Source organism: Erwinia billingiae Eb661, from assembly GCF_000196615.1.
Lineage (GTDB): Bacteria > Pseudomonadota > Gammaproteobacteria > Enterobacterales > Enterobacteriaceae > Erwinia > Erwinia billingiae.
In genome coordinates, this window is the sequence record NC_014306.1 from 663818 (window position 1) to 688490 (window position 24673).

A 24673-nucleotide genomic window follows, 5' to 3' on the forward strand; every position below is an offset into this window, starting at 1 on the left:
AAAATGAAAAGATTGATTATTGATTGTGACCCAGGAAACGGCATCGTCGGTGCCAACGTTGATGATGGTCTGGCCATAGCGCTTGCGCTGGGGTCACCCAATATCTCGCTCGAGTTGATTACCACGGTCGCCGGCAACACGCCGTGCGAGCAGGGATTCAACGTAGCGAAAGATTTGATTGAAAATTTAGGCCTGACTATTCCGGTGTTGAAAGGGGCGACCCAGGCACTGGCCGAACCGCCACAGCCGTGGCGTGACGCGCTGGACAATCGGGTGCATGGCAACAAACTGGCGCATTTGTGGCAGGGCGTTCGTCAGCCGGAGGCCTTTGTGGCACCGGAAGAGGACGCGGCCGATGCTATCGCCCGGCTGATTTGTGCCAATCCCGGCGAGATTACCCTGGTGGCGATTGGGCCGTTAACCAACGTGGCGCTGGCGATGGAACGCTATCCGGAGATGGTGGAAGCGGTGCAGGAGATCGCCATTATGGGCGGCGTGTTTGCGCTGGATGACTATATCAAGGACACCAATTTCGGCCTCGATCCTGAAGCCGCGCACAAGGTGCTGAACAGCGGTGCGAACATCACCTTAGTGCCGATGGACGTCACCACCCAGACGCTGATGACGCACAGCGATCTGGACCGGATTGCCCGACTGAACACGCCGCTGGCGCGCTTTGTCACCGAAACGCTCAGGCCGTGGATGGATTACTCGATACAAACCCGCAATCTGCCGGGCTGCTGGATCCACGATGCGCTGGTGGTGGCCTGGCTGCTGAATCAACAGGTTGCCAAGGCCGCGGATTACTACGTCAATGTGGAGTTGCGGCCGGGACAGACGCGCGGGAAATCATGGCGCTATCGCCCGCCATTGCGGGTCGACGTGGCGATTGAGCCTTCAACGGCGGGACTGGTTCACGTACTGCAAACGGTGGATAACCGCCTGCTGCTCTCGATGCTGGAAAAAGCGCTGGCTTAAGGCTGTGCTCCCCGTCGCGGAAGACGGGGAGCCAGTTCATTTGACTCAGGCGACCTTCACCGCACGCTGCCAGCGAATGGCATCAATCACCAGCATCACCACCAGACTGATGCCCATCAACGGCAGGCTCAACGCCAACGCCACGGTAACCACCGACACCGCAAAACGGCCGCTAAGCGACAGCTGTCGCCAGTGATAAATCAGCGTTTCTGCCGGATGCGGGCCTTGCCCGGCGGCCGGACGGCGCAGCCACCATAAGCGATATCCCATCACAATCATTACGCATAATCCCAGCGCAAAAGCCGCCAGAATCAGCTGGTTCGGCAGGCCAAACAACACCCCCATATGGGCATCGACGCCCCAGCGCGTGAGTTTGGCCAGCAGGCCAAATTGCGCAAACTCCACCTTATCCAGCAGGGCATAGCTGCGCGGATCGACCGACACGCTGTCGACCTGGGTTGGCCAACGGCGGTCAATCTCGCTGACGGTCCAGGCCTTATCGGCGCGGGTGGTGGGACGGATTTCAATCTTGCCGGCTGAAATCCCCGCCGCGCGGGCGGTATGCACCACCGCATCAAACTGCTCCGGTGAGATGCTGACCGACGCCGCCGGATTGTCCGGCTTCTTTATGCCTGACTGTATGTGTTCAGCATGTTCATCGGCAGGCATAGCGTGTCCGGCGTGCTCATCGGCAGGCATGTTCATCCCTGACATCGCCTGATCGGCATGTGCATCAGCAGGCATGATCATACCCGGCATGCTGTCATCGGCCGCTTCCGCGTTTGGCGTCAGCGCGGTATTCACCGCAGGCGTCAGCCAGCCAAAGTGGGCACGCATCGACGAAATATTGTCGCCCGCCCAGCGCGACCAGGTCAGGCCGGTGGCCGAGAAGAAGATCAAACCCAGCAGCAGCGCCACGCCCAGCGTGCTGTGCCAGTAGCGGCTTCGCAGCAGGCTTTGTCCGCGAGAACGGCGGCCTTTTTTGATCCGGCCCGGCGCCCGGCTGGTGGCCCACAACAGCAGTCCGCCTAATGATGCCACCCATAACCAACTGGCGGCCAGCTCGCTGTAGTTCCGGCCAACGTCGCCCAACAGCAGATTCTGATGCAGATAATCCAGCCAGGTGCGCAGCGGCAGCACGCCGCTGGTGCCGTAAACGTTCAGCATGCCGCGTACTTCTAAGGTCTGAGGATCGACGAATACCGCGGTGGTGGCACTGCCGCCGTCTGGCGTGGTGAACATCACTCGCGTGGTTTCCCCGGCAGCGGGCGCCGGGCGCAGGGCGGTGATTTTCGCCTGTGGGCCAATAAACGACTCAGCGACCCGAACCTGATCGGCAAGAGAGCGTTCCGGCCCCCGGCTGTCGGTGAACAGCTGATGTGAGTAGAGCGCGTTTTCCAGCTGCGGCGTCATCACGTACAGCGTGCCGGTGAAGGCTGCGACGAAGATAAACGGACCGATAAACAGCCCGATATAGAAATGCAGACGACGCAGTAATGGCAGCAGGGCGCTGCGCGATTGTTCGGCGCGTGCAGACTGCGCCAGGATTTTTTCTGACATGATATTTTTCCATCCGCCTGTTTCCAGGCATGAGCAGGTGCCTGCCGCTATAACGACAGGATATTTTTAGTGTTTAACCGGCTCAGTAAGTGGGTGGGGCGCGCGGATGGAAAAACTGCGGAATAAACCGTGCCACAGCAGGGCGGAACGGCGGTGAATCGGGAAGCCTGGCGGCCTGAAGTGAAGACCACAGCACCGGGAAGTTGGTCAAATCTAACGGCAGGTGCGCCAGTAACACGCAGTAGCCACAGGCGCTGTCATCCATCATCGACATCGGATGGTGCTGCATCATGCGGGCATGTTCAAGCGGCGACATCGTGGCCATGTTCATGCCGTCCATCGGCATCTCATCATCCATCGCCATGTCATGATCCATGGCCATTCCCGGCATCATCATCGAATCACGCGCAGCATCACTCACCAGGGATTTGGAAATCACCGGAGCAATAAACAGCAGCAAAATGGCCACCACCGCCAGCCAGGCCGCAAAGCGGTTGGGCGAACGGTGCATCTGAATCAGCGACAAGCCTTGAACATCCTGGTCAAAAATCCACGGCGGGAGTGTAGCAAATAAACAATTAGCGCCGAAGCATTAACATCGCGGCAGCACCTTACCTCGGCTAACTATCAGGCGGGTAATGAAGTGTTACGCCGGTTTACAGCTTGAATCTTGCGCTGACAAAGACGCGAAGATCGCTATTTACTTACATGCTATAAACAAATAGTTAACATTTCTTGACCCGATATCCGGGCCTTGGCCGCAGCAAGACAGGATAACCCTATGTTCAACTGGACTTCGACCCAGCGCAATGTGGCTTTCGCCAGCTTTGCCAGCTGGACGCTGGACGCGTTCGACTTTTTTATACTGGTCTTCGTGTTGAGTGATATTGCTACCAACTTCCACACCGAAATTTCGCACGTCTCGCTGGCGATCATGCTGACGCTGGCGGTGCGACCGATTGGCGCGCTACTGTTTGGCCGCCTGGCCGAACGGTTTGGTCGTCGACCCATTCTGATGGTCAACATCCTGATGTTCTCGATTTTCGAATTGCTGTCCGCCTGGTCCCCGACCCTCGGCACCTTCCTCGCCTTCCGGGTGATCTACGGTATTGCGATGGGCGGCGTCTGGGGCGTGGCCTCATCCCTGGCGATGGAAACCATTCCTGACCGTTCGCGCGGGCTGATGTCGGGGATCTTCCAGGCGGGTTATCCCTGTGGCTATCTGCTGGCGTCGATTATCTTCGGCCTGTTCTATGCCTCCGTCGGCTGGCGCGGCATGTTCCTGATCGGCGCGTTGCCGGTGCTGCTGCTGCCGTTTATCTATTTCAAAGTCCCTGAATCGCCGGTATGGCTGGCGGCACGGGAACGTAAAGAGAGCACCGCGCTGATGCCGGTGCTGCGCAGCCACTGGAAGCTGTGCGTCTATCTGGTACTGCTGATGGCCTGCTTTAACTTCTTCAGCCATGGCACGCAGGATCTCTATCCCACCTTCCTGAAGGTACAGCACGGCTTCGATCCGCATACCGTCAGCATCATCGCTATCTGCTACAACATCGCCGCGATGCTCGGTGGCGTGTTCTTTGGCACGCTGTCAGAGAAAATTGGCCGTAAGAAAGCGATGATGATTGCCGCCTGCCTCGCGCTGCCGGTGATCCCGCTGTGGGCATTCTCAACCGGTTCGGTGATGATCGGGCTGGGCGCGTTCCTGATGCAGTTTATGGTCCAGGGCGCATGGGGCGTGGTGCCAACCTACCTGACCGAGCTGGTGCCGGCCAATACCCGCGCGGTGCTGCCAGGCTTCGTTTATCAGCTGGGTAACCTGATTGCCTCAGTCAATGCCACGCTGCAATCATCGATAGCGGAAGCGCATGGCAACAACTATGGCCTGGCGATGGCGATTGTCGCCGGCACCGTGGCGGTGTTGATCTGTGTGTTGGTGGCTTTCGGCAGGGAAACGCGCGGGGTGGAGATATCGTCCTCACCCGGCAAGGTGAGCGAGCAGTCCCGCTAGGGGAGTAAGCGAAAAGGGCGGTTCTCAGAGCCGCCCTTTTTTGTTGCCGTCAGGCAGGGATCTCGCAGACGTCGACCCATTTGGCGTCGGTCAGTTGCGCCAGCATCTCGGGCGAAATACGCACGGCGCTGTTAATCGATCCGGCTGCAGGCAGCACTTCTTCATAACGCTTCAGCGAGATATCGCACAGGATCTGTAAAGGGGTTTCCAGTCCGAACGGGCAGACGCCGCCGACCGGATGACCGGTCCAGTTCACCACTTCATCAGTGCTGAGCATGCGCGCTTTGGCACCCAACGTCGCTTTCAGCTTACGGTTATCCAGGCGGGCATCGCCGCGAGTCACAATTAATACCACCCGATCTTTCACCTTCAGCGACAGGGTTTTGGCAATCTGGCCAGGCTCCACATGGTGTGCCCGTGCCGCCAGAGCGACCGTTGCCGTGCTCTCGGCCAACTCGATAATGCCAATATCAGGGGCGCGCTCGGCAAAGAACTGCCGTACAGACTCCAGGCTCATGCTTTTCTCCCACATAACGAAGCGCATAAAGTTGCCACAGAGCAGACTGACTGTAAACGGGAAGGCGTTAATTTAGCTTAGCGTGCAGTTTCCGCAGCGCTCAACTTCCGGCAGGCGATAGCGCTGGCAGCAGGTACGTCGCTGCATTTCACCGTCACGCGGGAGCATGGTGCGATAGAAAGGGTTGTCGGAACCGTCCAGCAGGGTTTTGCTGAAGAAGAAGGCGTGTTCGAGTTCGGCGTGCAGGGATTTGCCCAGCAGAGGGGCCAGTTCACCGAGGAACCAGTGCACGGCGAAGCCGGTGTTGCTCCAGATAAGCTTGCCGTTGATATCACCGTGCTGCTCAATGGCGCGCACCGCCGGGATCAGATGCTGTTGGATCAGGCGATCCATACGACGTTGTGGGCTAAGGAAACGGGCTTCTTCATCTTCGCGCACGTCAAACCAGAAGGTTGCCGGGCGGCCGGTTTCATGGAACTCAACGTGGCAATGCTCGGGTGAGCAGTCCAGCGGGCGGTTTTCAATCAGCAGTGCCATCATCATCGGCGGCAGCACCAGGCCGAAATACCACTGCGCCCAGAGCGACTGCAGCGGCTTGTTTTCGCGTTCCATCTCGCCCTGCTCACGGTAGATATAGTCACCGTACTGCGCGTTAAGGCGGGCGAAATTCTCCGGTGTCGACCAGCGGTCCAGCGTCATGCTGCTGGCGGGCGCTTCTTCCCCCAGCTTCACGCTATCCAGGAAATAAGCACGGTGTTCACTGAACAAGGCGCGCAGCGAAGACGCCAGCGAACGATTGCTCTGCAAAAAGATCAGCGGATGTGAACCATACTCAACTGCCTGACGGACGATGGTGGCCATGGGATTTCCAGCGTAAACCGAATACAAAAACAAATGATAATCGTTCTTGATTCTATCTGAGGCCATACGCACAAACAAGCAGCAAATTGTGCGCCGGGTCTGGAAGGCAATTGATAAGCAACCTGGCTGAATTTTGATCGCATTGGCCATAATAACAGCAGGGATTACGCTGTAGATTAACAGGCAGGCGTTATTGACGGCTTTATAGCAGCTTATTCCATAACCGGGACGTTTCCCGGCATTGTAGAGTTAATTCCAATTATAGGGAATAACAATGGCTGGGTTATTTGCTGTTATCACCTCCGCCGAAGAATGCATTATTGCCATTTTTTATTAACAACAATTTTTCATTCATCGGCTTAATGAATAGGGAATAAAAGCGCAGGTCATTATGCCAAATAAACCCGTCAGGCCTGGGATTTGTATTAAGGAGAGCGATAAATTAATTCAACGTATTGGCCCGGGCGTCCGGGCCAGTTAAAAATATCACATTGCATCTGCGGGGTGGTTAAGCGGACTTTTCGTTATGTCTTCAAAGGAGAGGATCGTATTACGTCCACGGCCTTTTGCCAGATAAAGTGCGCGGTCGGCATTGGCCAGCGCCGTATCGAAATCTTCTTCGATTAAGGGCGCAAACCCGGCGCTGATGGTGACGTGGGTAGCGACCCGGTCATTAAACAGATGCGGGATCTCCAGATTCAGCACGTACTGGCGGATGCGCTCCGACAGCTTACGGGCAATCGACTCATTGACGTTGGTCAGCAGCACCAGAAACTCTTCGCCGCCATAGCGGGTCACAATGTCCCTTGAACGCACCGCATCCCGTATCGCCACCGAGACACGCGCCAACGCCTGATCGCCCATCGCATGGCCGTAGTTGTCGTTGTAGGCCTTGAAGTTGTCGATATCCAGCAGCAGTACGAAGTGGCTGCCCGCGTGGTTCTCGAGGATGTTCTCCAGCCGGTTTTTCAGCCCACGGCGATTGTACAGGCCGGTCAACGGATCGAGCATGCTGAGGTCGCTGTAGGTCTCTTTCTCTTCATACAGCTGACGCATCAGGCGCAGGGTAAAGTTGTCCCTGCGGCGCTGCATCAGGTGGTGCAAGGTGAAGCCAATCAGCGGCAGCGCAATGGTAAACAGGATCAGCAGCGTGTTCTGCCCGTGGTCCAGCACCAACACCGCGACGGAAGGCGGAGCCGTATGCAGGCAAAATGCCAGCAGATGGTCGCCCAGCGCGATGGCACTGATAAAAAACACGCTAATCAGACTGATTACTAAAAAGCTGCCGTCGAAATAAAATACCCTTTCGTACTTATCGTAAATTTGCCACGTCCACAGCAAACCGGTAATTACCGCGACCAGATTTAATATCGGAAATTTCCCTGACGGCTTTAAAAGCATCCACGCGATGATCACCGCACAAAATAGTGCGATGGCAACCGTGGGAATTGAAAACTGAACCTGTCCCAGTTTCCCTTTAGTGCTACATAAACAAAATAAAGATGTTGCTGTGTTTAAAAAGAGAAAGAGCATCAGCGACAGCCGATGCTTGCTGTTAAGCAATTCATCATAGCTTTGTAATTTCATTATTTTCTACTCGTGACTGCAATGAATAAACCCGCACCATTAACCTAAATTGGCGGACTACATTCGCGCGTGGAATAGTTTCTTTCTGTTATTATTTGGAATTTCTTAATAGTGAACGCTGCCAATTTACCACTTAACATTCGGAGTGTCATCAGCGCGGGCAAAGTTTCAACAGCGGCTCGGTAAATTATGCTGCAAAGTGATAAATATTCTTATATGCTATTGGTAATCATTATCATTTGAAAGGGTGTGGGTACGACAATGCTGATAGCACTGGTCACCGCATGTGGACTTTGGGGGGTAAGCTGGATGTTCGGAAAAAAACTGGATAGCGCCTGGGGCGTGTTGCTGCCCTGTGCAGTGATGCCGCTTATCGCCCTGATGAAACTGTCATTCAGCGAATGGCGGGTGATCATGGTGATTGCGCTGTTGGCCACCGTGGCGATGCTCTATCACAAACGTCTGCGTCATTACCTGCTGTTACCTTCCTGCCTGGCACTGGCGGGCGGCATGGCGGCCATATCCGTCAATTTCGGCATGCTTTAACAGAACAGGGGACGGTGAGTCGCAAAGGAACAGCGGATCAAACAGATGAAAATCGGATTGCAGCGTGAAAACAGAAAGTGATTCAGAGAAAGGCCGTGCAGAGATAATCGGGGAGATGATGCAGGGAAAAGCAGTGAGCCAGTTTCAACGTGGTGCGAAGAGAGGGACTTGAACCCTCACGTCCGTAAGAACACTAACACCTGAAGCTAGCGCGTCTACCAATTCCGCCACCTTCGCATTCTGTTGAACTTAACTTTTTATTCATATCACCGCATTGGTGCGAAGGGAGGGACTTGAACCCTCACGTCCGTAAGAACACTAACACCTGAAGCTAGCGCGTCTACCAATTCCGCCACCATCGCTCGAATGCTGCGTAATATGAACAACGTGATTTATGGTGCGAAGAGAGGGACTTGAACCCTCACGTCCGTTAGGACACTAACACCTGAAGCTAGCGCGTCTACCAATTCCGCCACCTTCGCATACCATCAACACAGGTAAACTGTATTGCAACCACGGAGGCGCATTCTAGAGATTTTCCAGTCTACGTCAACAGTTATTTAGCCACCTTCCCGATGAACGCTGTAAAAAGCGACGTTATCACGGCCAGGTTGGCGAATCAGGCACTTGCTAAGCAAAAAGCGGCGAAATAATCGCCGCTTTACGGATTAACGCTTGGCTTTCGCCGCGCGCTGCAACACGGCACGGTAAACCTTAAAACGGCCATTTTGTAACAGCACTTCATGGCTGCCAAACGTCTCATCCAGAATCTGCGGATAAGGCAGGAAGGCGTTGGCCACGATGCGCAACTCGCCGCCCATGTTCAGGTGCTTCACCGCACCGCGGATCAGCGTCTGTGCTGCGTCCAGGCTGGTTTGCATGCCATCGTGGAACGGCGGGTTGGAGATAATCATGTCGTAACGCCCGTTGACGTCGGAGTAGACGTTACTGGCAAACACTTCACCTTCCAGATCGTTCGCTGCCAGCGTCGCTTTACTGGCTTCGATTGCCGCTGCATTTACATCAGTCATAAACAGGCGAACTTTCGGCGAGAAGCTGGCGAGCATGGCGGAGAGCACACCGGCGCCACAGCCCATATCCAGCACTTTGCCTTTCATATGGGGTTTCAGCGTGGAGAGCAGCAGGTTGCTGCCGGCATCCAGACCGTCACGGCTGAACACGCCTGGCAGGGTTTTGATGGTCAGAGGGCCGAGCGGATATTCGTCCCAGTACTGCTCAACATCAAAGGTCGGCTGAACATCCAGGCTGCCATGATACAAACCACAGCGACGTGCGCTGTCGATTTTGTTCATTTTTGCCCACGGCTCCAGCATCTGTTCTGCACTGCGAACGCCGCTGCGGTTTTCGCCGACCACGAACAGATCGGTGCCCACCGGCAGCAGCGACAGCAGGTTTTCCAGCTGGAACAGCGCTTCCGGTTTGTTCTTCGGCCAGAAGTAGATCAGCGTGTCGCACTCTGCAACGTCGTCGGCTGTCGCCACCAGTCCGTAGCGCGCGTTGTCTTCCAGCGTGCGGCTCAGGATCTGCCAGTGATGATATTGTTGGGTATGCACCCGACTCAAAACGGTGTCCAGTTGGGCGGGCAGGTCATCCTGCAGATCGCCAGCAAACAGTACGCGGCGTTGAGTAAATTCATCACTGTGGCGCAGTATCACTTCACTGGCCGGGCTAAATGCAGACATCGGTGGCTCCTTACGAATCAGAGCGGCGATTATACCCAAATTAGCCAGAGTTGCAGCACTGCCCGCCGCATTCCGTTGTTTTGTGCTGTCAGCCGGCGTGCGAAGGGTGGCTTTGTTGGCGCAGAACCGATGGGTTTGCTAGCATAGCGACGCAATCGGGCGACCAGACAGGAATAAAGATGTCCTCCAGACGTGACTGGTTATTACAGCAAATGGGCATAACGCAGTATACGCTGCGGCGTCCGCGTGCCTTACAGGGTGAGGTTGCGGTGTCACTGCCGGAACAGACTCGCCTGCTGATTGTGGCGGAAGTGCCGCCTCTGCTCTCAGATCCGCTGATTAGCGATGTGCTCCGCGCGATGCTGATGCGCGAGCAGGAGGTGGTGGTGCTGACCCCGGAACAACTGGCGATGCTGCCAGACGATACCCGTTGTGCGAGCTGGTGTCTGGGTGTAGAACCCGCCGCCATGCCTGACGGTTCACAGATCGCTTCGCCTGTTCTTGCGGAGCTCTATCATAATGCCGGTGCCAAACGCGCGCTGTGGCAGCAGATCTCCCACTATGAATCAGATTTCTTTACTGACCCCGCACGATCTTGAGACCGCTTTTGCCATTGAGCAGCGCAGTCATGCTTTTCCCTGGACAGAAAAAACCTTCTCCAGCAATCAGGGCGAACGTTACCTGAACTATCAGCTGACCGTCGGTGAGCAGATGGCGGGATTTGCCATTACTCAGGTGGTGCTTGATGAAGCCACGCTGTTTAACCTGGCGGTGGATCCGGCTTTTCAGCGCCAGGGCATTGGCCGGGAACTGCTGGAGCATGTGATCGTCGAACTCGAATCACGCGGCATCCAGACGTTATGGCTGGAAGTGCGCGCCTCAAACCGTCCAGCGATTGCGCTCTATGAGCAGCTGGATTTCAACGAAGTGTCGGTGCGCCGTAATTACTACCCAACGGCGGACGGCAAAGAAGATGCCATTATTATGGCGCTGACGTTATAAGGACCGACTGAAAGATGCTTAAAGACTGGGATTGGATCTTATTTGACGCTGACGATACGCTGTTTCACTTCGATGCGTTTGCCGGTTTACAGCGTCTTTTTCAGCAGTATGACGTGGCCTTTTCTACGGCCGATTACGATGATTATCAGGCGATTAACAAGCCGCTGTGGGTTGATTATCAGAATGGCGCCATCAGTGCCTTGCAGCTGCAGCATCAGCGCTTTGAAGGCTGGGCCGCGAAGCTGCAGGTGACGCCGCTGGACCTTAACGAAGGCTTCTTAGCTGCGATGGCCGAGCTGTGCGTGCCGTTGGCCGGCGCGGTAAACCTGCTTAACTCGCTTAAAGGCAAGGTGAAGATGGGCATCATCACCAACGGCTTTACGGCATTGCAGCAGGCACGGCTTGAACGGACGGGGTTCCTCGGCTATTTCGACCTGTTGGTGATCTCGGAGCAGGTTGGCCACGCTAAACCGCATCCGGCCATCTTTGATTACGCGCTGGATCAGATGGGCAATCCTCCGCGTGAGCGGGTGATGATGGTTGGCGATAACCCGGATTCGGATATTCTCGGCGGCATTAATGCCGGTCTGGCGACCTGCTGGCTCAACGCCGACAATCGTCCACGTCCTGAAGGCATCCAGCCTGGCTGGCAGGTAAAAACGCTACAGGAACTGGAAGTGATTCTAAATACTTAAGTTTGATATTTTTGGTCAAAAACACCCTCACTCTCTGAATGCCAGCACAAATCGCTGGCATTCAGCTAAATAACCCCATTTTTAGATATAAAAACCTGTAGACTCCTGTCTCAAAAACCCCACCCGATAAAATCCTAAAAATTAGTGCCAATCGATAATTTTACTTTATGATATTTGGTTATTAAAGATATTATTTATATTCCATATTGTTTTAAAAAAGCCAAATATTGAGCGAACTCCTGGAAATGTCCTGGGTTTTTTCGCCTGAATATGCAGAATTTTCCTTAATTTTGTAACATTAGATTTTCTTACGTTAGTGGCAGCGTCTGCGTAGCGTTGAATAATCGATTGGACTCTGTAAACTTGCCGAAAATTTCACAATAAACTGTAACCAATGTCACGGGCGTTTTGCGTTTGCATCAGCTCGTGCGGTAGCTATGGTAGTAGGCCTGTTTTTTAATCTATATATAACAGGCAATTAAAGTGAAATGTTATTGAAACAAGTAATGAGTATAGGGACTTTGCGTAAGAAGAGTGGAGTAATTCACTACAGTATTATTCACTTCTTTATGTAGGATATTTGGAAAGGGCTTGTAGGGTAAACGGAGTTTAACCCCATTTTTGTTCGATAAGTGAGCGATATGGTCGGCTGAATCGATCCTGTTGCTACACTATTAACCTGCTAATAAAGCCCTTCATCTCGTTTCAATGTTACTCAAGTGAATAATCTGCGTTACTAAGCTGTGAAGCGTGCTTTCGGCTATAAAGTGAAACGGATAAATGTTGACCTGTTTTAATGACTGGTCCAGTTAAGCCGTGCTTCATTTGCCTGCCTCGCTCTTCCTGCTTGTCGTTACGGTCTGCTTCCTGCTGACCCAGACACCCTCTCTATTCTGTACACGCGTATTTCTGAGTTGTCGTACGCCTTTCATTCCAAAAAAAACTTCATGAGGATCATGGTGAAAATTCGAATTGCACTGAGTCTGCTCTTTGTCCTGACCGTTGCAGGTTGTAAAGCGCCACCGCCAGCAATGACGGATGACACGATTATTTCCAGCACTGTCGATGGTGTGAAGCTGACTTACCGTCACGCCGTTCAGCCGCCGACGTCGTTCACGCCGGTGAATGAAGAGTACCGCGCGCTGTATGACGCGTCGGTGATGAACCGTCCTGACTTCGGCGGCAAGCTGGTGAGCAATCTGGAGAACGGCAAGCCTTATACCGTGCTGGGCTCGGTCGAAAACAACTGGTTCGCCATTGCCGAGCAGGGACAGGAGCAGCTGATTGGCTACGTTCCGCTGCGTGCCGTGGTGAAGAGCGATCTGTACGACAAAACCGTCAAAGCCGACTCCCGCCGTAAGCGTGTGCGCGCCGCGAGCAAAAAAACCTGCGTTGCCGCGGGTGACAGTAAAGCGTGCCAGAACAGCAACAGCGGCACCTGGATCATCGACTGATAACGGGTTAATGGCCGCCTGACTATGAAAAGACATTCATTTTTGCGCCTGAGTCTTCAGGCGCTTTTTCTGATAGCAGTCAGCCTTGTTGCTGGCTGTGGTTCGTCTACACACAGCAATCCTGCTCACTACAACCTGGTTTTCCAGGCGCATCCGCAAATCAATGACGGCGCTCCGCTCAAGATCAGGGTGCTGTTAATGAAGTCGGATGCGGATTTCATGTCTGCCGACTTCTATTCGTTGCAAAACAGCGCGCCCGCTCTGCTGGGCAACAACCTGATCACCAGCGAGCAGTTTTTCCTGATGCCAGGTCAGCTGAATAAAGTCCTCCAGGGGCAAACCACTTCAGAGGCGCGTTATATCGGGATCCTCGCGGAGTATCAGTCTCTGGATGGCAAAAAATGGCGTATCTCATTGCCGCTGCCGGTACCCAATGACCATTCCTACGCATTCTGGCAGGGGTCTTCTGACGAACTGAAAGCCGACATCATTGCTGACATCAGCGGTCTGCGCACCGTGAAACCGTGAGCATTGCCTGACAACGGAAGCCATTATGAATAAAGCAGAAAAAGTGGTCTGGACCGAGGGCATGTTCCTGCGTCCACACCATTTCCAGCAAGCAGAGAGCTATCAACAAAGCGCGCTTCGTAACTGGGGACTGACCCAGCGGCCTTATCTCTGGGGCTTTTTAGATTATGAAATCGACGAAGCGATGTTGCGGCAGGGGAAAGTTGCCCTCAGCTCCGCCAGTGGATTGCTGCCTGACGGCACCTTTTTCTCTTTCCGCGATGCGCGTAACGGGCCGCCGCCACTGGCTATCCCGGATAATCACGTCAATGAGTTGGTGGTGCTGGCCCTGCCTGCCCGCCGTAATGGCCGTGAAGAGGTGATCTTCAGCGAGTCGGCGGATTCGCTGGCGCGTTATGTCACCTTTGAACAGGAAGTGGATGACTTCAATGCGCTGTCGGTGGGCGGCGCTGCCGTGCAGTTCGGCAAGCTTCGTCTGCGGTTGATGCTGGAAAGCGAGCTGTCAGCGGAATGGACGGCGATGGCCACGTTGCGCATCACCGAGAAGCGCAGTGATAACCAGGTTCGGCTGGATGAAAACTTCATTCCGCCGATGCTTAACTGCGTCGCGCACAGCAAGCTGTATGAGTATCTCAGCGGCATGCATGGGCTGTTACAGCAACGCAGCCAGGAAATCGGCCAGCGTCTGCAACAGCCTGGCCGCTTTAATTCGGCCGATATGGTCGACTTTATGCTGCTGGCGCTGGTTAACCACCACGTTGGCCACGTCAGCCATCTGAAAGATCTGCCGCTGCTGCATCCTGAACAGCTGTTTTCCACCTGGCTGGCCTTTGCGACAGAACTGGCCACCTACACGCCTCAGCGCTTCCCGGACAGCGAACTGCCGACCTATGACCATGACGATCTGGCCTTTTGCTTCGGCAAACTGATGCTGATGCTGCGTCAGGGGCTGTCGCAGGTGATGGAAGAGAACGCCGTTCAGCTGATGCTGACCGAACGATCGCACGGGCTGAACGTCGCCACCGTGACCGAAACCTCGATGGTCCGTGAGTTCGGCTTTGTGCTGGCGGTGCGCGCCAATGTGCCCGGCGAGGCGCTGCAAACGCACTTCCCGGCGCAGATGAAGATTGCGCCGGTGACCAAAATTCGCGATCTGGTGCAGCTGCAGCTGCCGGGCATGGTGCTGCGGCCGTTGCCCGTCGCGCCGCCGCAAATTCCCTGGCACACCGGTTACAGCTACTTCGAGCTGGAGAAGGGCAGTGAGCTGTGGCAGGAGATGGAAAAATCCGGCACCTTCGCGCTCCATCTGGCAGGGGATTTCCCCGGTCTGAAGATGGAATTCTGGGCTATCCGTAACCACTCAGTCTGACGCAGGGAGCGAGCAACATGCAGCAACAACAGGCTTTTGCCCAGGGCGATGTGTTCTCGGGCGCCAGCAATAACAATCCTCTGGTGGCCGCGGCGAACGGGTTATTAAATTCGATTCCGCAAATCCGCCATTCGGTCAGCCATGCCGATCCGGCCGCGTTACGCCAGCGTTTGATCGACGAAATGCGCCAGTTCGAGATGAACTGCCAGCGGGCCGGACTGGCTTATGAAGTGATTATTGGCGCGCGCTACTGCTTATGTACCGCACTGGATGAAGCCGCTGCGCTCACGCCCTGGGGCAGTCGCGGCGTCTGGCCCGGCCAGGGATTGCTGGTCACCTTCCACAATGAAACCTGGGGCGGCGAGAAGTTCTTCCAGCTGCTGGCCAAACTTTCACAGAATCCGCGTGAACAAATCGTTCTGCTGGAGCTGATCAACTACTGTCTGCAACTGGGCTTTGAAGGGCGCTATCGCGTGCTGGATAACGGCCGTTCCCAGCTGGAAACCATCAAACAGCGCCTGCTGCAGATGATCCACTCCGTGCGCGGTGGCTATGCGCCGCCGCTTTCACCGCATCCTGAAGATCATCCGGTCACGCGCAAATTGTGGCGGCCGGTGGTGCCTTTGTGGGCCTGCACGGCGCTGGTCGGCTTCCTCGCCTGCCTGTTCTATATCCTGCTGAACTGGCGGCTGGGCGATGTCACCTCGCCGGTGCTGGCTGCGGTCTACCAAACGCCGTTACCGGAAATCACCATTCATAACCCGGCACCGCCGCCGCCAGCGGCGTTGAACCTTAAGGCGTTCCTGCGTCCTGAAATCGAACAGGGCCTGGTGGCGGTAAAAGATGAAGCCGACCAAAGCGTGGTCACGCTAAAAGGCGACGGTCTGTTTACCTCGGCGTCCACCTCGGTTCGCGGGCGTTATGAAGAGGTGCTGGATCGTATCGCTCAGGCGATGAACAACGTTAATGGCCGCATTCTGGTGATTGGCTACAGCGATAACGTGCCGATCCGCAGTGCGCGCTTCGCCTCTAACTATGAGCTTTCGCTGGCCAGGGCACAGTCCGTGCAGGAGCGTCTGCAACAACATCTGTCACAGCCGCAACGCGTGAAAGCGGAAGGGCGCGGAGAGAGCAATCCTCTGGTGCCGAATACCACCGCCGAAAATCGCGCCCGCAATCGCCGGGTGGACATCACGCTGTTAGTTTCGCCGCAGAACACCCGCGCGGAAGTTAACGGTTTGCAGCAAGGAAATTAACGGATGCTGAATATTCTATTTTCCATCATGACCAGCCGTCTGATGTGGGGTTTTATCGGCATCACCGCGCTCTCCTTTATCATCTGGGTGATTGGGCCGGTGTTCTCGATTGCGGATTCTCGCCCACTGGAGCCGGAAGTGAACCGCCAGATCAGTATCGGGCTGCTGTACGTGGCGTGGGGACTGAGCAATCTGGTGCCGCGCCTGTATAACGCCTGGCTGAACCGCAAACTGATGGGCAGCCTGAAAACCACGCCGGGCGAAGAGGGCAGCGCTGACAACAAGCGTCTGACCAGTGAAGACCGCGTGCTGTCCGAGCGCTTTACCGAAGCCGCCGAGATGCTGAAAAAGGCCCACTTCAGCGGCGCGGGCAATAAGCGCTGGACCCAGCGCTTCAGCCGTCAGTATCTGTATCAACTGCCGTGGTACGTGATTATCGGCGCACCGGGCGCGGGCAAAACCACCGCGCTGGTCAACTCCGGGCTGAAGTTCCCGCTGGCCGACCGCTTTGGTAAAGCGGCGCTGCGCGGCATTGGCGGCACCCGCAACTGCGACTGGTGGTTCACCAATCAGGCGGTGCTGCTGGATACCGCCGGACGCTACACCACCCAGGAAAGCGAGCAGCAACAGGATGCCAGCGAGTGGGGTAACTTTGTTGGACTGCTGCGGAAATATCGCGGTCGCCAGCCGATCAACGGCGTGATTGTCACCATCAGCGTCTCCGATTTGCTAACGCAATCGGCTGAAGCGTCGCGTCAGCAGGCGCTTTCGCTGCGACAGCGTCTGATGGAGCTGCATGAGCAGCTGGGTATCCGTTTCCCGGTTTACGTAATGGTCACCAAAACGGATTTGCTAAAAGGCTTCCGTTCGTACTTTGCCCGTTTTGATAAGGCGCAGCGCGATCAGGTCTGGGGCTTCACCTTCCCGTGGGAACGCTCGAAGCTGGCCGATTTCGATCTGTTAAGCGCCTTTACCCAGGAATATGCTCTGCTGCAACAGCGGCTGGATGCCGGTCTGCCGGACACGCTGTTACAGGAAAGCGACGGCAAAGCCCGGGCCGAAAGCTACCTGTTCCCGCAGGAGTTTGCGGCGCTGCGCCCGCTGCTGAATGACTATCTGGAAACCGTCTTCAGCCGCTCCAATTTTGAAACGCAGTTCTCGCCACGCGGCATCTACTTTGCCAGCGGCACTCAGGAAGGTCTGCCGTTTGACCGGGTGATGGGCGAACTGAACCGCGCGCTGAATCTGCCGCAGGAAGAGGGCGGCAACAGCAAAGCGTGGGATCAGGTGGATAAAGCCGCGCCGATCCCGGCCAACAAAGGGCAAAGCTACTTCCTGAAAGACCTGCTGCAAAACGTCATTTTCCAGGAAGCCGGGCTGGCGGGCAGTAACCGCTGGTGGGAGCTGCGCAATCGTGCCGTTCTGTGGTCCGGCTATCTGCTGCTGGCCGCAGCGCTGATCGTGGCCGGCGTGCTGTGGATCACCAGTTACAACAATAACAAAGCCTATTTGCAGGAAGTGCAGGCGAAAGTGCCGCAGGTGGTGAAGCTCAGCCAGAACCTGCAGGCCAACGATCTGACCGATCTGTATGCGCTGCTGCCGTTCCTCAATGGCGTGCTGCATCTGCCGGAGAGTGAGGACTTCGATCTGAACGATCCGCCGATCACCCGCCGGATGGGGCTGTATCGCGGTGTGGAAGTCAGTGATGCGACGTTGTCGCTGTACCAGAAATCCCTGAAGCAGCTGCTGATGCCGCAGGTGGCTCAGCTAATCACCACCTGGCTGCGTAATGACAACGGCAGTGATGCGGATTACAGCTACGAAGCGCTGAAAGCCTATCAGATGCTGTACCAGCCAAAGCATTACGACGGCAAATTCCTGCACGCCTGGCTGATGCTGAATATTCAGCGCAACCAGCCGCAGAACATCACCCAGCAACAGATCAAGCAGCTCGACTGGCATCTGATGCAGCTGCTGGAGACGCAAATTCAGGCGTCGCCGTATGCGCGGGATGATGCTCTGGTAAAGCGCGAGCAGGCGCTGATTAATCAGATGCCGCTGTCGCAGCGGGTCTATGGACGCCTCAAGCGCCTGCTGGAAAGGGATGATGCACTGAAGTCGGTATCGCTGGCTTCACTCGGGGGGCCACAAAGCGAACTGGTCTTCTCACGTAAAAGCGGCAAGTCGATTGGTGAAGGCATTCCGGGGCTGTTTACCCCAGACGGTTACTGGAACAGCTTCGACAAAAACATCGACAGCGTCACGGCGGCTTTGCATGACGATGACCAGTGGGTGCTGGGCGGACAGGTGCAGGGCGAGACAAAGGAGCAAACCGATCTGGCCGTCCGCCAGCTCTATATGGCCGATTACATGCGTCAGTGGGATGGCTTACTGCAGGACATCCAGCTGAACAACAGCGCGGATTTATCGCAACGCATCAATGCGGCGCGTCTGCTTTCCAGCAGCAATTCGCCGCTGCGCAAACTGGTGATTAACCTCAGCCACTATCTGGTGCTGGAGAAAGCGGCCCCGGAAGAGGATACGGCGAAGGCCGGCGAGGACAAGCAGGAGAGCAGCGCCAGCAGCACGCTGAGCGCGCTGTTCCGCTCACGCCAGGCCAGCACCGCCGCCAGCCAGCAGCAGCAAACGCCGGAGCAGTCAGTAACCGCTCACTTCGCACCGGTGATTGAACTGGCTCAGCCACTGGAGAAAGGCGGCAAAACCATCGCCTTCGATGATTTCCTTAAGCAAATCGACGACCTCTATCGCTACCTGACCGCGGTGCAGGATGCGGCCAACAGCGGTATGCCGCCGCCAGCCAGCGATTCAATCAGTCGTCTGCAGGCCAGCGCCGGTCGCCTGCCGGGCTCACTGCAAAACATGTTCACCAGCATGGCGGTGGGTGCCAGCAGTGATACCCAGCGTCGCGATCTGGATAACGTGCGCAAGCGGATCAATGTCGAAGTGGGCAGCTTCTGCCGTCAGGCGATTGCCGGGCGCTATCCGCTCTCCCGCAGTGGCCGTTCTGAAGTGACGCCTGACGATCTGGCGCGGATGTTTGCACCGGGCACCGGTTTGATGGACAGCTTCTTCCGCGACAATCTCGCCAACAAGGTCGATACCACGCAGTCGAGCTGGCGCTTTACGCCGGGCATCGACGGCAAGACCTTGCCAGGCGGCGAAAGTGTGCTGCGCCCATTCCAGCAAGCGCAAAGTATTCGTGATGCCTTCTTTGCCAATGGCGCGACCACGCCTTCATTCCGCGTCACTGTCCGCACCGTGCAGATGGATAACAACATCCTGACCTTAACGCTGGATGTGGATGGACAGCTGCTGCGTTACAGCCACGGGCCGCAGGCGGTCCAGCTGATGAACTGGCCGGGCCCCGGCGGCACCAACCAGGTGCGTATGCAGCTGGGGCTGGCGGATGGCACCACCGCCACGCTGGTCACCAACGGCGCATGGGCACTGAATCGCTTCTTTGACCGCGCCGAACTCTCGCGCGGCAGCAGCAGCCTCAGCCGCCAGGCGGCCTTTAACGTCAATGGTCATCGGGTGACGCTGGAGTTCACGCCAAACAGTATCCGTAATCCGTTTCAGCTTCCCGGGTTCTCATGCCCCTAACCGCAAGGCAAGGATTTGATAATGAACCAGACTCCTGCGATTGGCTGGTACGGGAAATTGCCCAGTGCCGGTGACTTTCTTAAGCGCCGTTTTCCCGAAACGCTCTGGCAGCAATGGACCCACTGGTTTCAGGTGGGCTTGCTGAACTGGCAGCAAAATGAAGATCAACGCGCCGACGGAGACCGATCGTTCAGCGCCGCGCCGGTGTGGAATTTTGTGGTGCCGCCGATGCTGGGCAGTCAGCTGGTGCAGATGGGCTGCCTGCTGCCCGCGCGTGACAACGTGGGCCGACAGTATCCGGTCTGCGCCTTGCTGACCTTTTCCCCGCAGAGCTGGACGCAACCGCAGCTGGCGCTGGCAGGAGAATGGTATCAGCAGGTGGGGCGCACGCTGCTGAACGCGGTGCGCAACGCGTACAGCGCTGAGCAGCTGGATCAGGCGTTGCTGTCAATTCCCGCACCGGTGCTGCCTGCCGCAGAGTCGCGCTCCGACATTCTGGACGTGATTGGCTATGCCGATCGGCCCTGCACGCTGAGCTGGCGGCAGGTCTCGGACTGCTTCGATCCGCAGCACTACACCAGCTTCTGGTGGACCAATCAGACCGATGGCTATCCGCTTTATACCCACGTGCACAGCGGCAACTTTACCGGTCAGCTGTTCTCGATGCTGTTTGACCCGGCAGCCGGCGCCAAACCCGGTCGCCACGGTCTTTATCCGCCGATGTTTGAGTAATAACGCAAGGAAATCCTATGAATATCGATGCGCTACTTGAGCCGATAAGCGCTGACAAGCCCTGCGGCGAGAATCTGGAATACGACGCCGATTACATGGCGATGGAGCAGGCCTGCGCGGGCAAAGCCGAGCAGCAATTTGGCAGCACCATCATTCCTGCCGAGCCTGCGGACTGGAACAAAGTCGAGCGGCTGGCCAGCGACCTGCTGAGCCGCACCAAAGATCTCCGCGTGATGCTGGCATTGACCCGCGCCTGGACGCAGCTGAAAGGGCTGCCGGGTTACGCCAACGGCCTGGAGCTGATCAAGCAGTCTTTGCTGCGTTACTGGGAGCCGCTCTGGCCGGTGCTGGAGGAGGACGGTGAGCGCGATCCGTTTTACCGCGTCAATGCGCTGGCGGCGTTAAGCGATAAGTCAGCACTCACTACCGCAGCCCGTCAGGCCCCTTTAATTCGCAGCGCCTCAGATGAGATTTCGCTGCGCGATGCCTGCGCACTGCTGGACGGCAGCAAAACCGAATGCCCGGAGTATCCCGGCGGTCTCGCACGGCTGACAGATGAACTGGCGCGTGCAGGTCAACCCGGCGTGGAAGCCATCCTGAGCATAAGTGAGCGGTTACAAACAATTCGTCAAACGCTGGTGGAACACCTTGGCGAAACCGGCGTGCCGGAGATGGAGCAGCTGCAAAAAACGGTGAACACCGTCGCGCAGGCCTGTGAAGTCACCGATCTGGCGAGCCTGATCCCCGGCTTAACGCCAGCGAGTGATGAAGTCCCGCAGCCATCGCCAGCCGCAAGACCGGCGCGTGCCGATATGGACTGGCGCACGATTCAGCCTGGCTCGCGTTCTGATGCCCAGCTGATGCTGGAAAAAGTGAAGCAGTACTTTGTGCAGCACGAGCCAAGCCATCCGGCTCCGCTGATGATCGACCGCGTACAGCGGATGATCGCGCTCGACTTTATGGACATCATCCGTGATTTGGCGCCAGACGGCGTGCATCAGCTGGAAAATATCTTCGGACGCCGCGATAACTGAGTTGCGCGTTCATTCACGTTTTACCGCGAATACCAATGGAGAACCCCATGGCAACAAGTAAATCCAGTGGGCAGAAATTTATCGCCCGTAACCGTGCGCCACGTGTGCAGATCGAATACGACGTGGAGATCTATGGCGCGGAACGCAAAATTGAACTGCCGTTTGTGATGGGCGTGATGTCCGACCTGGTCGGTAAATCGGTCGAAGGCCTGCCGGCCGTAGACGAGCGCAAGTTCCTTGAAATCGATATCGACAACTTCGACGAACGCATGAAGGCGCTGAAACCTCGCGTGGCGTTCCAGGCGGACAACACCTTGACCGGCGAAGGGCGACTGAACATCGATCTGACCTTCAACAGCATGGAAGATTTCTCGCCGGATGCGGTGGCGCGTAACGTTGAGCCGCTGAATCAGCTGCTGGATGCACGCACACAGCTTTCCAACCTGCTGACCTATATGGACGGCAAAAACGGCGCGGAAGAGCTGATCTCCAAAATTCTGCAGGATCCTACGCTGCTGAAATCACTGAGCCACCTGCCGAAGCAGGATGAAGCCGCTAAAAGTGGGGAGGAATAACCGATGAGCAATCCTTCACTACAGTCCGAACTGCAGGAACAGCAGGCTTACAGTCAGGATGAGTTCAGCGCGCTGCTGAATAAAGAGTTCCGTCCTAAGACCGACTCTGCGCGTGCCGCCGTGGAAAGCGCGGTGAAAACGCTGGCGCAGCAGGCGCTGGAAAATACCGTCACCGTTTCCACCGATGCCTACCGCACGATTCAGGCGCTGATCGCGGAGATCGACGAGAAGCTGTCTCAGCAGGTAAACCAGATCATCCACCACGAAGACTTCCAGAAGCTGGAAGGGGCGTGGCGTGGCCTGAGCTACCTGGTGAACAACACCGAAACCGACGAGATGCTGAAAATCCGCTTTATGAGCATCTCCAAGCAGGAACTGGGCCGCACGCTGAAGCGTTATAAAGGCGTCGGCTGGGACCAGAGCCCGATCTTCAAGAAGGTGTACGAAGAAGAGTATGGCCAGTTCGGTGGCGAGCCGTTCGGTTGCCTGGTCGGCGATTACTACTTCGACCACAGCCCGCAGGACGTTGAGCTGCTGAGCGAAATGGCGCGCATTGGCGCGGCTTCACACTGTCCGTTCATCACCGGGACTGCGCCGGGCGTGATGCAGATGGAATCCTGGCAGGAGCTGGCGAACCCACGTGACCTGACCAAAATCTTCCAGAACAGCGAATATGCCGCCTGGCGCAGCCTGCGGGAATCGGAAGATGCCCGTTATCTGGGCCTGGTGATGCCACGCTTCCTGTCGCGTCTGCCGTACGGCATTCGCACCAACCCGGTGGACAGCTTCGACTTCGAAGAGCAGACCGACGGTGCGAACCACAGCAATTACACCTGGACCAACGCTGCCTATGCGATGGCGGCTAACATCAACCGCTCCTTCAAAGAGTACGGCTGGTGCACCTCAATCCGTGGCGTGGAGTCAGGCGGTTCGGTAGAAAACCTGCCTTGCCACACCTTCCCAAGCGATGACGGCGGCGTGGATATGAAGTGCCCGACCGAAATCGCCATCAGCGACCGTCGCGAAGCAGAGTTGGCGAAAAACGGCTTTATGCCGCTGGTTCACCGCAAGAACTCCGACTTTGCCGCCTTTATCGGCGCACAGTCTTTGCAGAAGCCTGCGGAATACCACGATGCCGATGCCACCGCGAATGCCCGTCTGGCATCGCGCCTGCCGTACCTGTTCGCCTGCTGCCGCTTCGCGCATTACCTGAAGTGCATCGTGCGTGACAAGATCGGATCCTTCCGCGAGCGTGACGAGATGGAACGCTGGCTGAACGACTGGGTGATGAACTACGTCGATGGGGATCCGGCTAACTCTTCGCAGGAAACCAAATCCCGCAAGCCGCTGGCATCTGCAGAGGTGCAGGTTGAAGAGATCGAAGACAACCCCGGCTACTACGCCGCCAAGTTCTTCCTGCGCCCGCACTACCAGCTGGAAGGCCTGACCGTGTCGCTGCGTCTGGTATCAAAACTGCCTTCTTTGAAATCTAACGATGCGTAATGGCTATGCGGAGTAATGATTTACTCCGCACAATTTCATCTGTTCTTTTGGTTTCTTGCTTTAACTATTAACCAAATAGCCGTTAAGCAAAGGGTGGTGAACACAATTTCGCCCAGCATAAAACCCAAAAATGATACAGATAAATGCTCATATCTTATGACCATATAGAACGAAGAGAGAATATCTAAAATTGAATATATTGATACGATCGATAACAGGGAAATAAAAATGATTGAGATGATCCTTTTCAATTGTTGATCCTTTTTCGATTATGATTATGCAATGTATTCCGGGTAATGTAGCGCATGAATATATCCGTTGTCTATTACCTGACAGAGCTTAAGTGATTCATTCAATATTTTTAATTAGGTTTGAGCAGTTTTTCGCCTTAAGTAAAGTTGACGTTACTTAAGGCACAACAATAGTTATACCGCCGGGTGGCGGGTAACTATATTTCTGGATAATCCCATGTAGCGATATTCAGAAGCGAGGCAGAGGTAAAATATGGACTGTTTTATTCAGCCCCATGCTTTCCTGTTTGCCATATCAGTGCTTTATCTAAAGCAAATTTTAACTAATGAAGAGTAGATAATCATGGCTATTGATATGTTTATGAAAGTTGACGGTGTGACTGGCGAATCAAAAGATTCAAACCACACCGGTTGGACCGATATTACTTCTTTCTCCTGGGGCGCTTCACAGCCAGGCAATATGTCTGTGGGCGGCGGCGGCGGTGCCGGTAAAGTGAACTTCAATGATTTGCATGTTGAGGCATTGATCGATAAGTCAGTAACTGCTCTATTGAAAAATTGCGCGAGTGGTAAACATCTTACTAAAATCGAACTTTCGATCTGTAAAGCGGGTGGTACTCAGGTTGAGTATGCACGCATTACTCTCGAAGATGTCCTGGTAACCACAGTAAATTATAATGGTGCTGACAATGGCGACTTAGTAGGAATGTCGTATTCATTCCAGTCCTCTAAAGTTAAACAACAGTATTGGGAGCAGAGCTCCTCGGGTGGTAAAGGCGCAGAAAGTAGCGCAGGTTGGAATATTAAAGAAAATAAAGAAGCGTAATAATAAAGCCTCCCGGCATAGGGAGGCTTAAATATTATATTCATATATCCCAGTTAAATTT

At 55.6% G+C, this 24673-nt stretch carries 22 protein-coding genes and 3 tRNA genes; 16 read left to right on the top strand and 9 right to left on the bottom strand.

The window, feature by feature from the left end:
* Positions 1 to 3 precede the first annotated feature (3 nt).
* On the top strand, positions 4 to 978 hold the full coding sequence (locus tag EBC_RS04410; protein WP_013200600.1) for a nucleoside hydrolase: 975 nt from the start codon (positions 4 to 6) through the stop codon (positions 976 to 978).
* A 45-nt stretch (positions 979 to 1023) separates the two neighbouring features.
* Here EBC_RS04410 and EBC_RS04415 read toward each other — a convergent pair whose 3' ends face one another.
* Positions 1024 to 2538: a PepSY-associated TM helix domain-containing protein gene (locus EBC_RS04415; RefSeq protein ID WP_013200601.1), complete on the bottom strand. Its 1515-nt coding sequence runs from the start codon at positions 2536 to 2538 to the stop codon at positions 1024 to 1026.
* 82 nt (positions 2539 to 2620) lie between these two features.
* Entirely contained in the window at positions 2621 to 3049 is a 429-nt protein-coding gene (locus EBC_RS04420) for a DUF2946 domain-containing protein (protein WP_041692202.1), read from the bottom strand.
* Positions 3050 to 3319: 270 nt separating this feature from the next.
* Here EBC_RS04420 and EBC_RS04425 point away from each other — a divergent pair, with 270 nt between their 5' ends.
* A complete protein-coding gene (locus EBC_RS04425; protein WP_013200603.1) occupies positions 3320 to 4549 on the top strand; it encodes an MFS transporter in 1230 nt (409 codons plus the stop codon).
* Between the two features lie 49 nt (positions 4550 to 4598).
* Here the strand turns inward: EBC_RS04425 and EBC_RS04430 are convergent, their stop codons facing one another.
* The 3 genes from EBC_RS04430 to EBC_RS04440 form a co-directional block, all read right to left on the bottom strand.
* Positions 4599 to 5066 (bottom strand): YbaK/EbsC family protein, encoded by a 468-nt coding sequence (locus EBC_RS04430; RefSeq protein ID WP_041692203.1) that lies wholly within the window; start codon positions 5064 to 5066, stop codon positions 4599 to 4601.
* Positions 5067 to 5138: 72 nt separating this feature from the next.
* Complete coding sequence (gene fhuF, locus EBC_RS04435; RefSeq protein WP_013200605.1) at positions 5139 to 5927, bottom strand: siderophore-iron reductase FhuF; 789 nt, start codon at positions 5925 to 5927, stop codon at positions 5139 to 5141.
* A 486-nt stretch (positions 5928 to 6413) separates the two neighbouring features.
* The gene (locus EBC_RS04440) at positions 6414 to 7514 is read right to left on the bottom strand and encodes a GGDEF domain-containing protein (RefSeq protein WP_013200606.1); all 1101 of its coding nucleotides are present in this window, start codon (positions 7512 to 7514) and stop codon (positions 6414 to 6416) included.
* Between the two features lie 261 nt (positions 7515 to 7775).
* On the opposite strand from EBC_RS04440, the gene EBC_RS04445 reads away from it, so the two are divergent.
* Positions 7776 to 8060 carry a DUF1435 domain-containing protein gene (locus EBC_RS04445; protein WP_041691886.1) on the top strand — a complete coding sequence of 95 codons (285 nt, stop codon included), beginning with the start codon at positions 7776 to 7778 and terminating at the stop codon, positions 8058 to 8060.
* Between the two features lie 150 nt (positions 8061 to 8210).
* On the opposite strand, the gene EBC_RS04450 is transcribed toward EBC_RS04445, so the two are convergent.
* The 4 genes from EBC_RS04450 to rsmC all read right to left on the bottom strand — a co-directional run bounded on the left by EBC_RS04450 (position 8211) and on the right by rsmC (position 9763).
* Positions 8211 to 8297, bottom strand: a tRNA-Leu gene (locus tag EBC_RS04450).
* 38 nt (positions 8298 to 8335) lie between these two features.
* Positions 8336 to 8422 (bottom strand) — tRNA-Leu (locus EBC_RS04455).
* A gap of 33 nt (positions 8423 to 8455) precedes the next feature.
* A tRNA-Leu gene (locus EBC_RS04460) sits at positions 8456 to 8542 on the bottom strand.
* 186 nt (positions 8543 to 8728) lie between these two features.
* Positions 8729 to 9763 (bottom strand): 16S rRNA (guanine(1207)-N(2))-methyltransferase RsmC, encoded by a 1035-nt coding sequence (gene rsmC / locus EBC_RS04465; protein ID WP_013200608.1) that lies wholly within the window; start codon positions 9761 to 9763, stop codon positions 8729 to 8731.
* 179 nt (positions 9764 to 9942) lie between these two features.
* On the opposite strand from rsmC, the gene EBC_RS04470 reads away from it, so the two are divergent.
* The 13 genes from EBC_RS04470 to EBC_RS04530 all read left to right on the top strand — a co-directional run bounded on the left by EBC_RS04470 (position 9943) and on the right by EBC_RS04530 (position 24612).
* Positions 9943 to 10362, top strand: a complete 420-nt coding sequence (locus EBC_RS04470) for a DNA polymerase III subunit psi (RefSeq protein ID WP_013200609.1) — start codon at positions 9943 to 9945, stop codon at positions 10360 to 10362.
* The gene (gene rimI / locus EBC_RS04475) at positions 10325 to 10765 is read left to right on the top strand and encodes a ribosomal protein S18-alanine N-acetyltransferase (protein ID WP_041691887.1); all 441 of its coding nucleotides are present in this window, start codon (positions 10325 to 10327) and stop codon (positions 10763 to 10765) included. The genes EBC_RS04470 and rimI overlap by 38 nt, the downstream gene beginning before the upstream one ends.
* Positions 10766 to 10779: 14 nt before the next feature.
* Positions 10780 to 11460: a pyrimidine 5'-nucleotidase gene (gene yjjG, locus EBC_RS04480; RefSeq protein WP_013200611.1), complete on the top strand. Its 681-nt coding sequence runs from the start codon at positions 10780 to 10782 to the stop codon at positions 11458 to 11460.
* Positions 11461 to 12419: 959 nt separating this feature from the next.
* Positions 12420 to 12914, top strand: coding sequence for a hypothetical protein (locus EBC_RS04485; RefSeq protein WP_041692204.1), 495 nt, complete (start codon positions 12420 to 12422; stop codon positions 12912 to 12914).
* 24 nt (positions 12915 to 12938) lie between these two features.
* Positions 12939 to 13442, top strand: a complete 504-nt coding sequence (gene tssJ / locus EBC_RS04490) for a type VI secretion system lipoprotein TssJ (RefSeq protein WP_013200613.1) — start codon at positions 12939 to 12941, stop codon at positions 13440 to 13442.
* A gap of 25 nt (positions 13443 to 13467) precedes the next feature.
* Positions 13468 to 14811: a type VI secretion system baseplate subunit TssK gene (gene tssK, locus EBC_RS04495; protein WP_013200614.1), complete on the top strand. Its 1344-nt coding sequence runs from the start codon at positions 13468 to 13470 to the stop codon at positions 14809 to 14811.
* Positions 14812 to 14828: 17 nt separating this feature from the next.
* Complete coding sequence (locus EBC_RS04500; RefSeq protein ID WP_013200615.1) at positions 14829 to 16067, top strand: DotU family type VI secretion system protein; 1239 nt, start codon at positions 14829 to 14831, stop codon at positions 16065 to 16067.
* A 3-nt stretch (positions 16068 to 16070) separates the two neighbouring features.
* Complete coding sequence (gene tssM / locus EBC_RS04505) at positions 16071 to 19691, top strand: type VI secretion system membrane subunit TssM (protein ID WP_013200616.1); 3621 nt, start codon at positions 16071 to 16073, stop codon at positions 19689 to 19691.
* Positions 19692 to 19712: 21 nt separating this feature from the next.
* Complete coding sequence (tagF, locus tag EBC_RS04510; RefSeq protein WP_013200617.1) at positions 19713 to 20423, top strand: type VI secretion system-associated protein TagF; 711 nt, start codon at positions 19713 to 19715, stop codon at positions 20421 to 20423.
* Between the two features lie 17 nt (positions 20424 to 20440).
* Complete coding sequence (gene tssA, locus EBC_RS04515) at positions 20441 to 21457, top strand: type VI secretion system protein TssA (RefSeq protein WP_013200618.1); 1017 nt, start codon at positions 20441 to 20443, stop codon at positions 21455 to 21457.
* A gap of 47 nt (positions 21458 to 21504) precedes the next feature.
* Positions 21505 to 22032 carry a type VI secretion system contractile sheath small subunit gene (gene tssB, locus EBC_RS04520; RefSeq protein ID WP_013200619.1) on the top strand — a complete coding sequence of 176 codons (528 nt, stop codon included), beginning with the start codon at positions 21505 to 21507 and terminating at the stop codon, positions 22030 to 22032.
* A gap of 3 nt (positions 22033 to 22035) precedes the next feature.
* Positions 22036 to 23535, top strand: a complete 1500-nt coding sequence (gene tssC, locus EBC_RS04525; protein WP_013200620.1) for a type VI secretion system contractile sheath large subunit — start codon at positions 22036 to 22038, stop codon at positions 23533 to 23535.
* A 594-nt stretch (positions 23536 to 24129) separates the two neighbouring features.
* Complete coding sequence (locus tag EBC_RS04530) at positions 24130 to 24612, top strand: Hcp family type VI secretion system effector (RefSeq protein ID WP_013200621.1); 483 nt, start codon at positions 24130 to 24132, stop codon at positions 24610 to 24612.
* Positions 24613 to 24673: the final 61 nt, after the last annotated feature.

Bases quoted from the DNA above. Each gene is read 5' to 3' on its own strand.
- EBC_RS04410 (WP_013200600.1), top strand. From the start codon at position 4: ATGAAAAGATTGATTATTGATTGTGACCCAGGAAACGGCATCGTCGGT.
- EBC_RS04530 (WP_013200621.1), top strand. From the start codon at position 24,130: ATGGCTATTGATATGTTTATGAAAGTTGACGGTGTGACTGGCGAATCA.
- tagF (WP_013200617.1), top strand. From the start codon at position 19,713: ATGAACCAGACTCCTGCGATTGGCTGGTACGGGAAATTGCCCAGTGCC.
- EBC_RS04445 (WP_041691886.1), top strand. From the start codon at position 7,776: ATGCTGATAGCACTGGTCACCGCATGTGGACTTTGGGGGGTAAGCTGG.
- EBC_RS04420 (WP_041692202.1), bottom strand. From the start codon at position 3,049: ATGCACCGTTCGCCCAACCGCTTTGCGGCCTGGCTGGCGGTGGTGGCC.
- tssM (WP_013200616.1), top strand. From the start codon at position 16,071: ATGCTGAATATTCTATTTTCCATCATGACCAGCCGTCTGATGTGGGGT.
- EBC_RS04425 (WP_013200603.1), top strand. From the start codon at position 3,320: ATGTTCAACTGGACTTCGACCCAGCGCAATGTGGCTTTCGCCAGCTTT.
- EBC_RS04500 (WP_013200615.1), top strand. From the start codon at position 14,829: ATGCAGCAACAACAGGCTTTTGCCCAGGGCGATGTGTTCTCGGGCGCC.
- rsmC (WP_013200608.1), bottom strand. From the start codon at position 9,763: ATGTCTGCATTTAGCCCGGCCAGTGAAGTGATACTGCGCCACAGTGAT.
- EBC_RS04470 (WP_013200609.1), top strand. From the start codon at position 9,943: ATGTCCTCCAGACGTGACTGGTTATTACAGCAAATGGGCATAACGCAG.
- tssC (WP_013200620.1), top strand. From the start codon at position 22,036: ATGAGCAATCCTTCACTACAGTCCGAACTGCAGGAACAGCAGGCTTAC.
- yjjG (WP_013200611.1), top strand. From the start codon at position 10,780: ATGCTTAAAGACTGGGATTGGATCTTATTTGACGCTGACGATACGCTG.
- tssJ (WP_013200613.1), top strand. From the start codon at position 12,939: ATGAAAAGACATTCATTTTTGCGCCTGAGTCTTCAGGCGCTTTTTCTG.
- EBC_RS04415 (WP_013200601.1), bottom strand. From the start codon at position 2,538: ATGTCAGAAAAAATCCTGGCGCAGTCTGCACGCGCCGAACAATCGCGC.
- tssA (WP_013200618.1), top strand. From the start codon at position 20,441: ATGAATATCGATGCGCTACTTGAGCCGATAAGCGCTGACAAGCCCTGC.
- rimI (WP_041691887.1), top strand. From the start codon at position 10,325: ATGAATCAGATTTCTTTACTGACCCCGCACGATCTTGAGACCGCTTTT.
- EBC_RS04430 (WP_041692203.1), bottom strand. From the start codon at position 5,066: ATGAGCCTGGAGTCTGTACGGCAGTTCTTTGCCGAGCGCGCCCCTGAT.
- EBC_RS04440 (WP_013200606.1), bottom strand. From the start codon at position 7,514: ATGAAATTACAAAGCTATGATGAATTGCTTAACAGCAAGCATCGGCTG.
- tssK (WP_013200614.1), top strand. From the start codon at position 13,468: ATGAATAAAGCAGAAAAAGTGGTCTGGACCGAGGGCATGTTCCTGCGT.
- tssB (WP_013200619.1), top strand. From the start codon at position 21,505: ATGGCAACAAGTAAATCCAGTGGGCAGAAATTTATCGCCCGTAACCGT.
- fhuF (WP_013200605.1), bottom strand. From the start codon at position 5,927: ATGGCCACCATCGTCCGTCAGGCAGTTGAGTATGGTTCACATCCGCTG.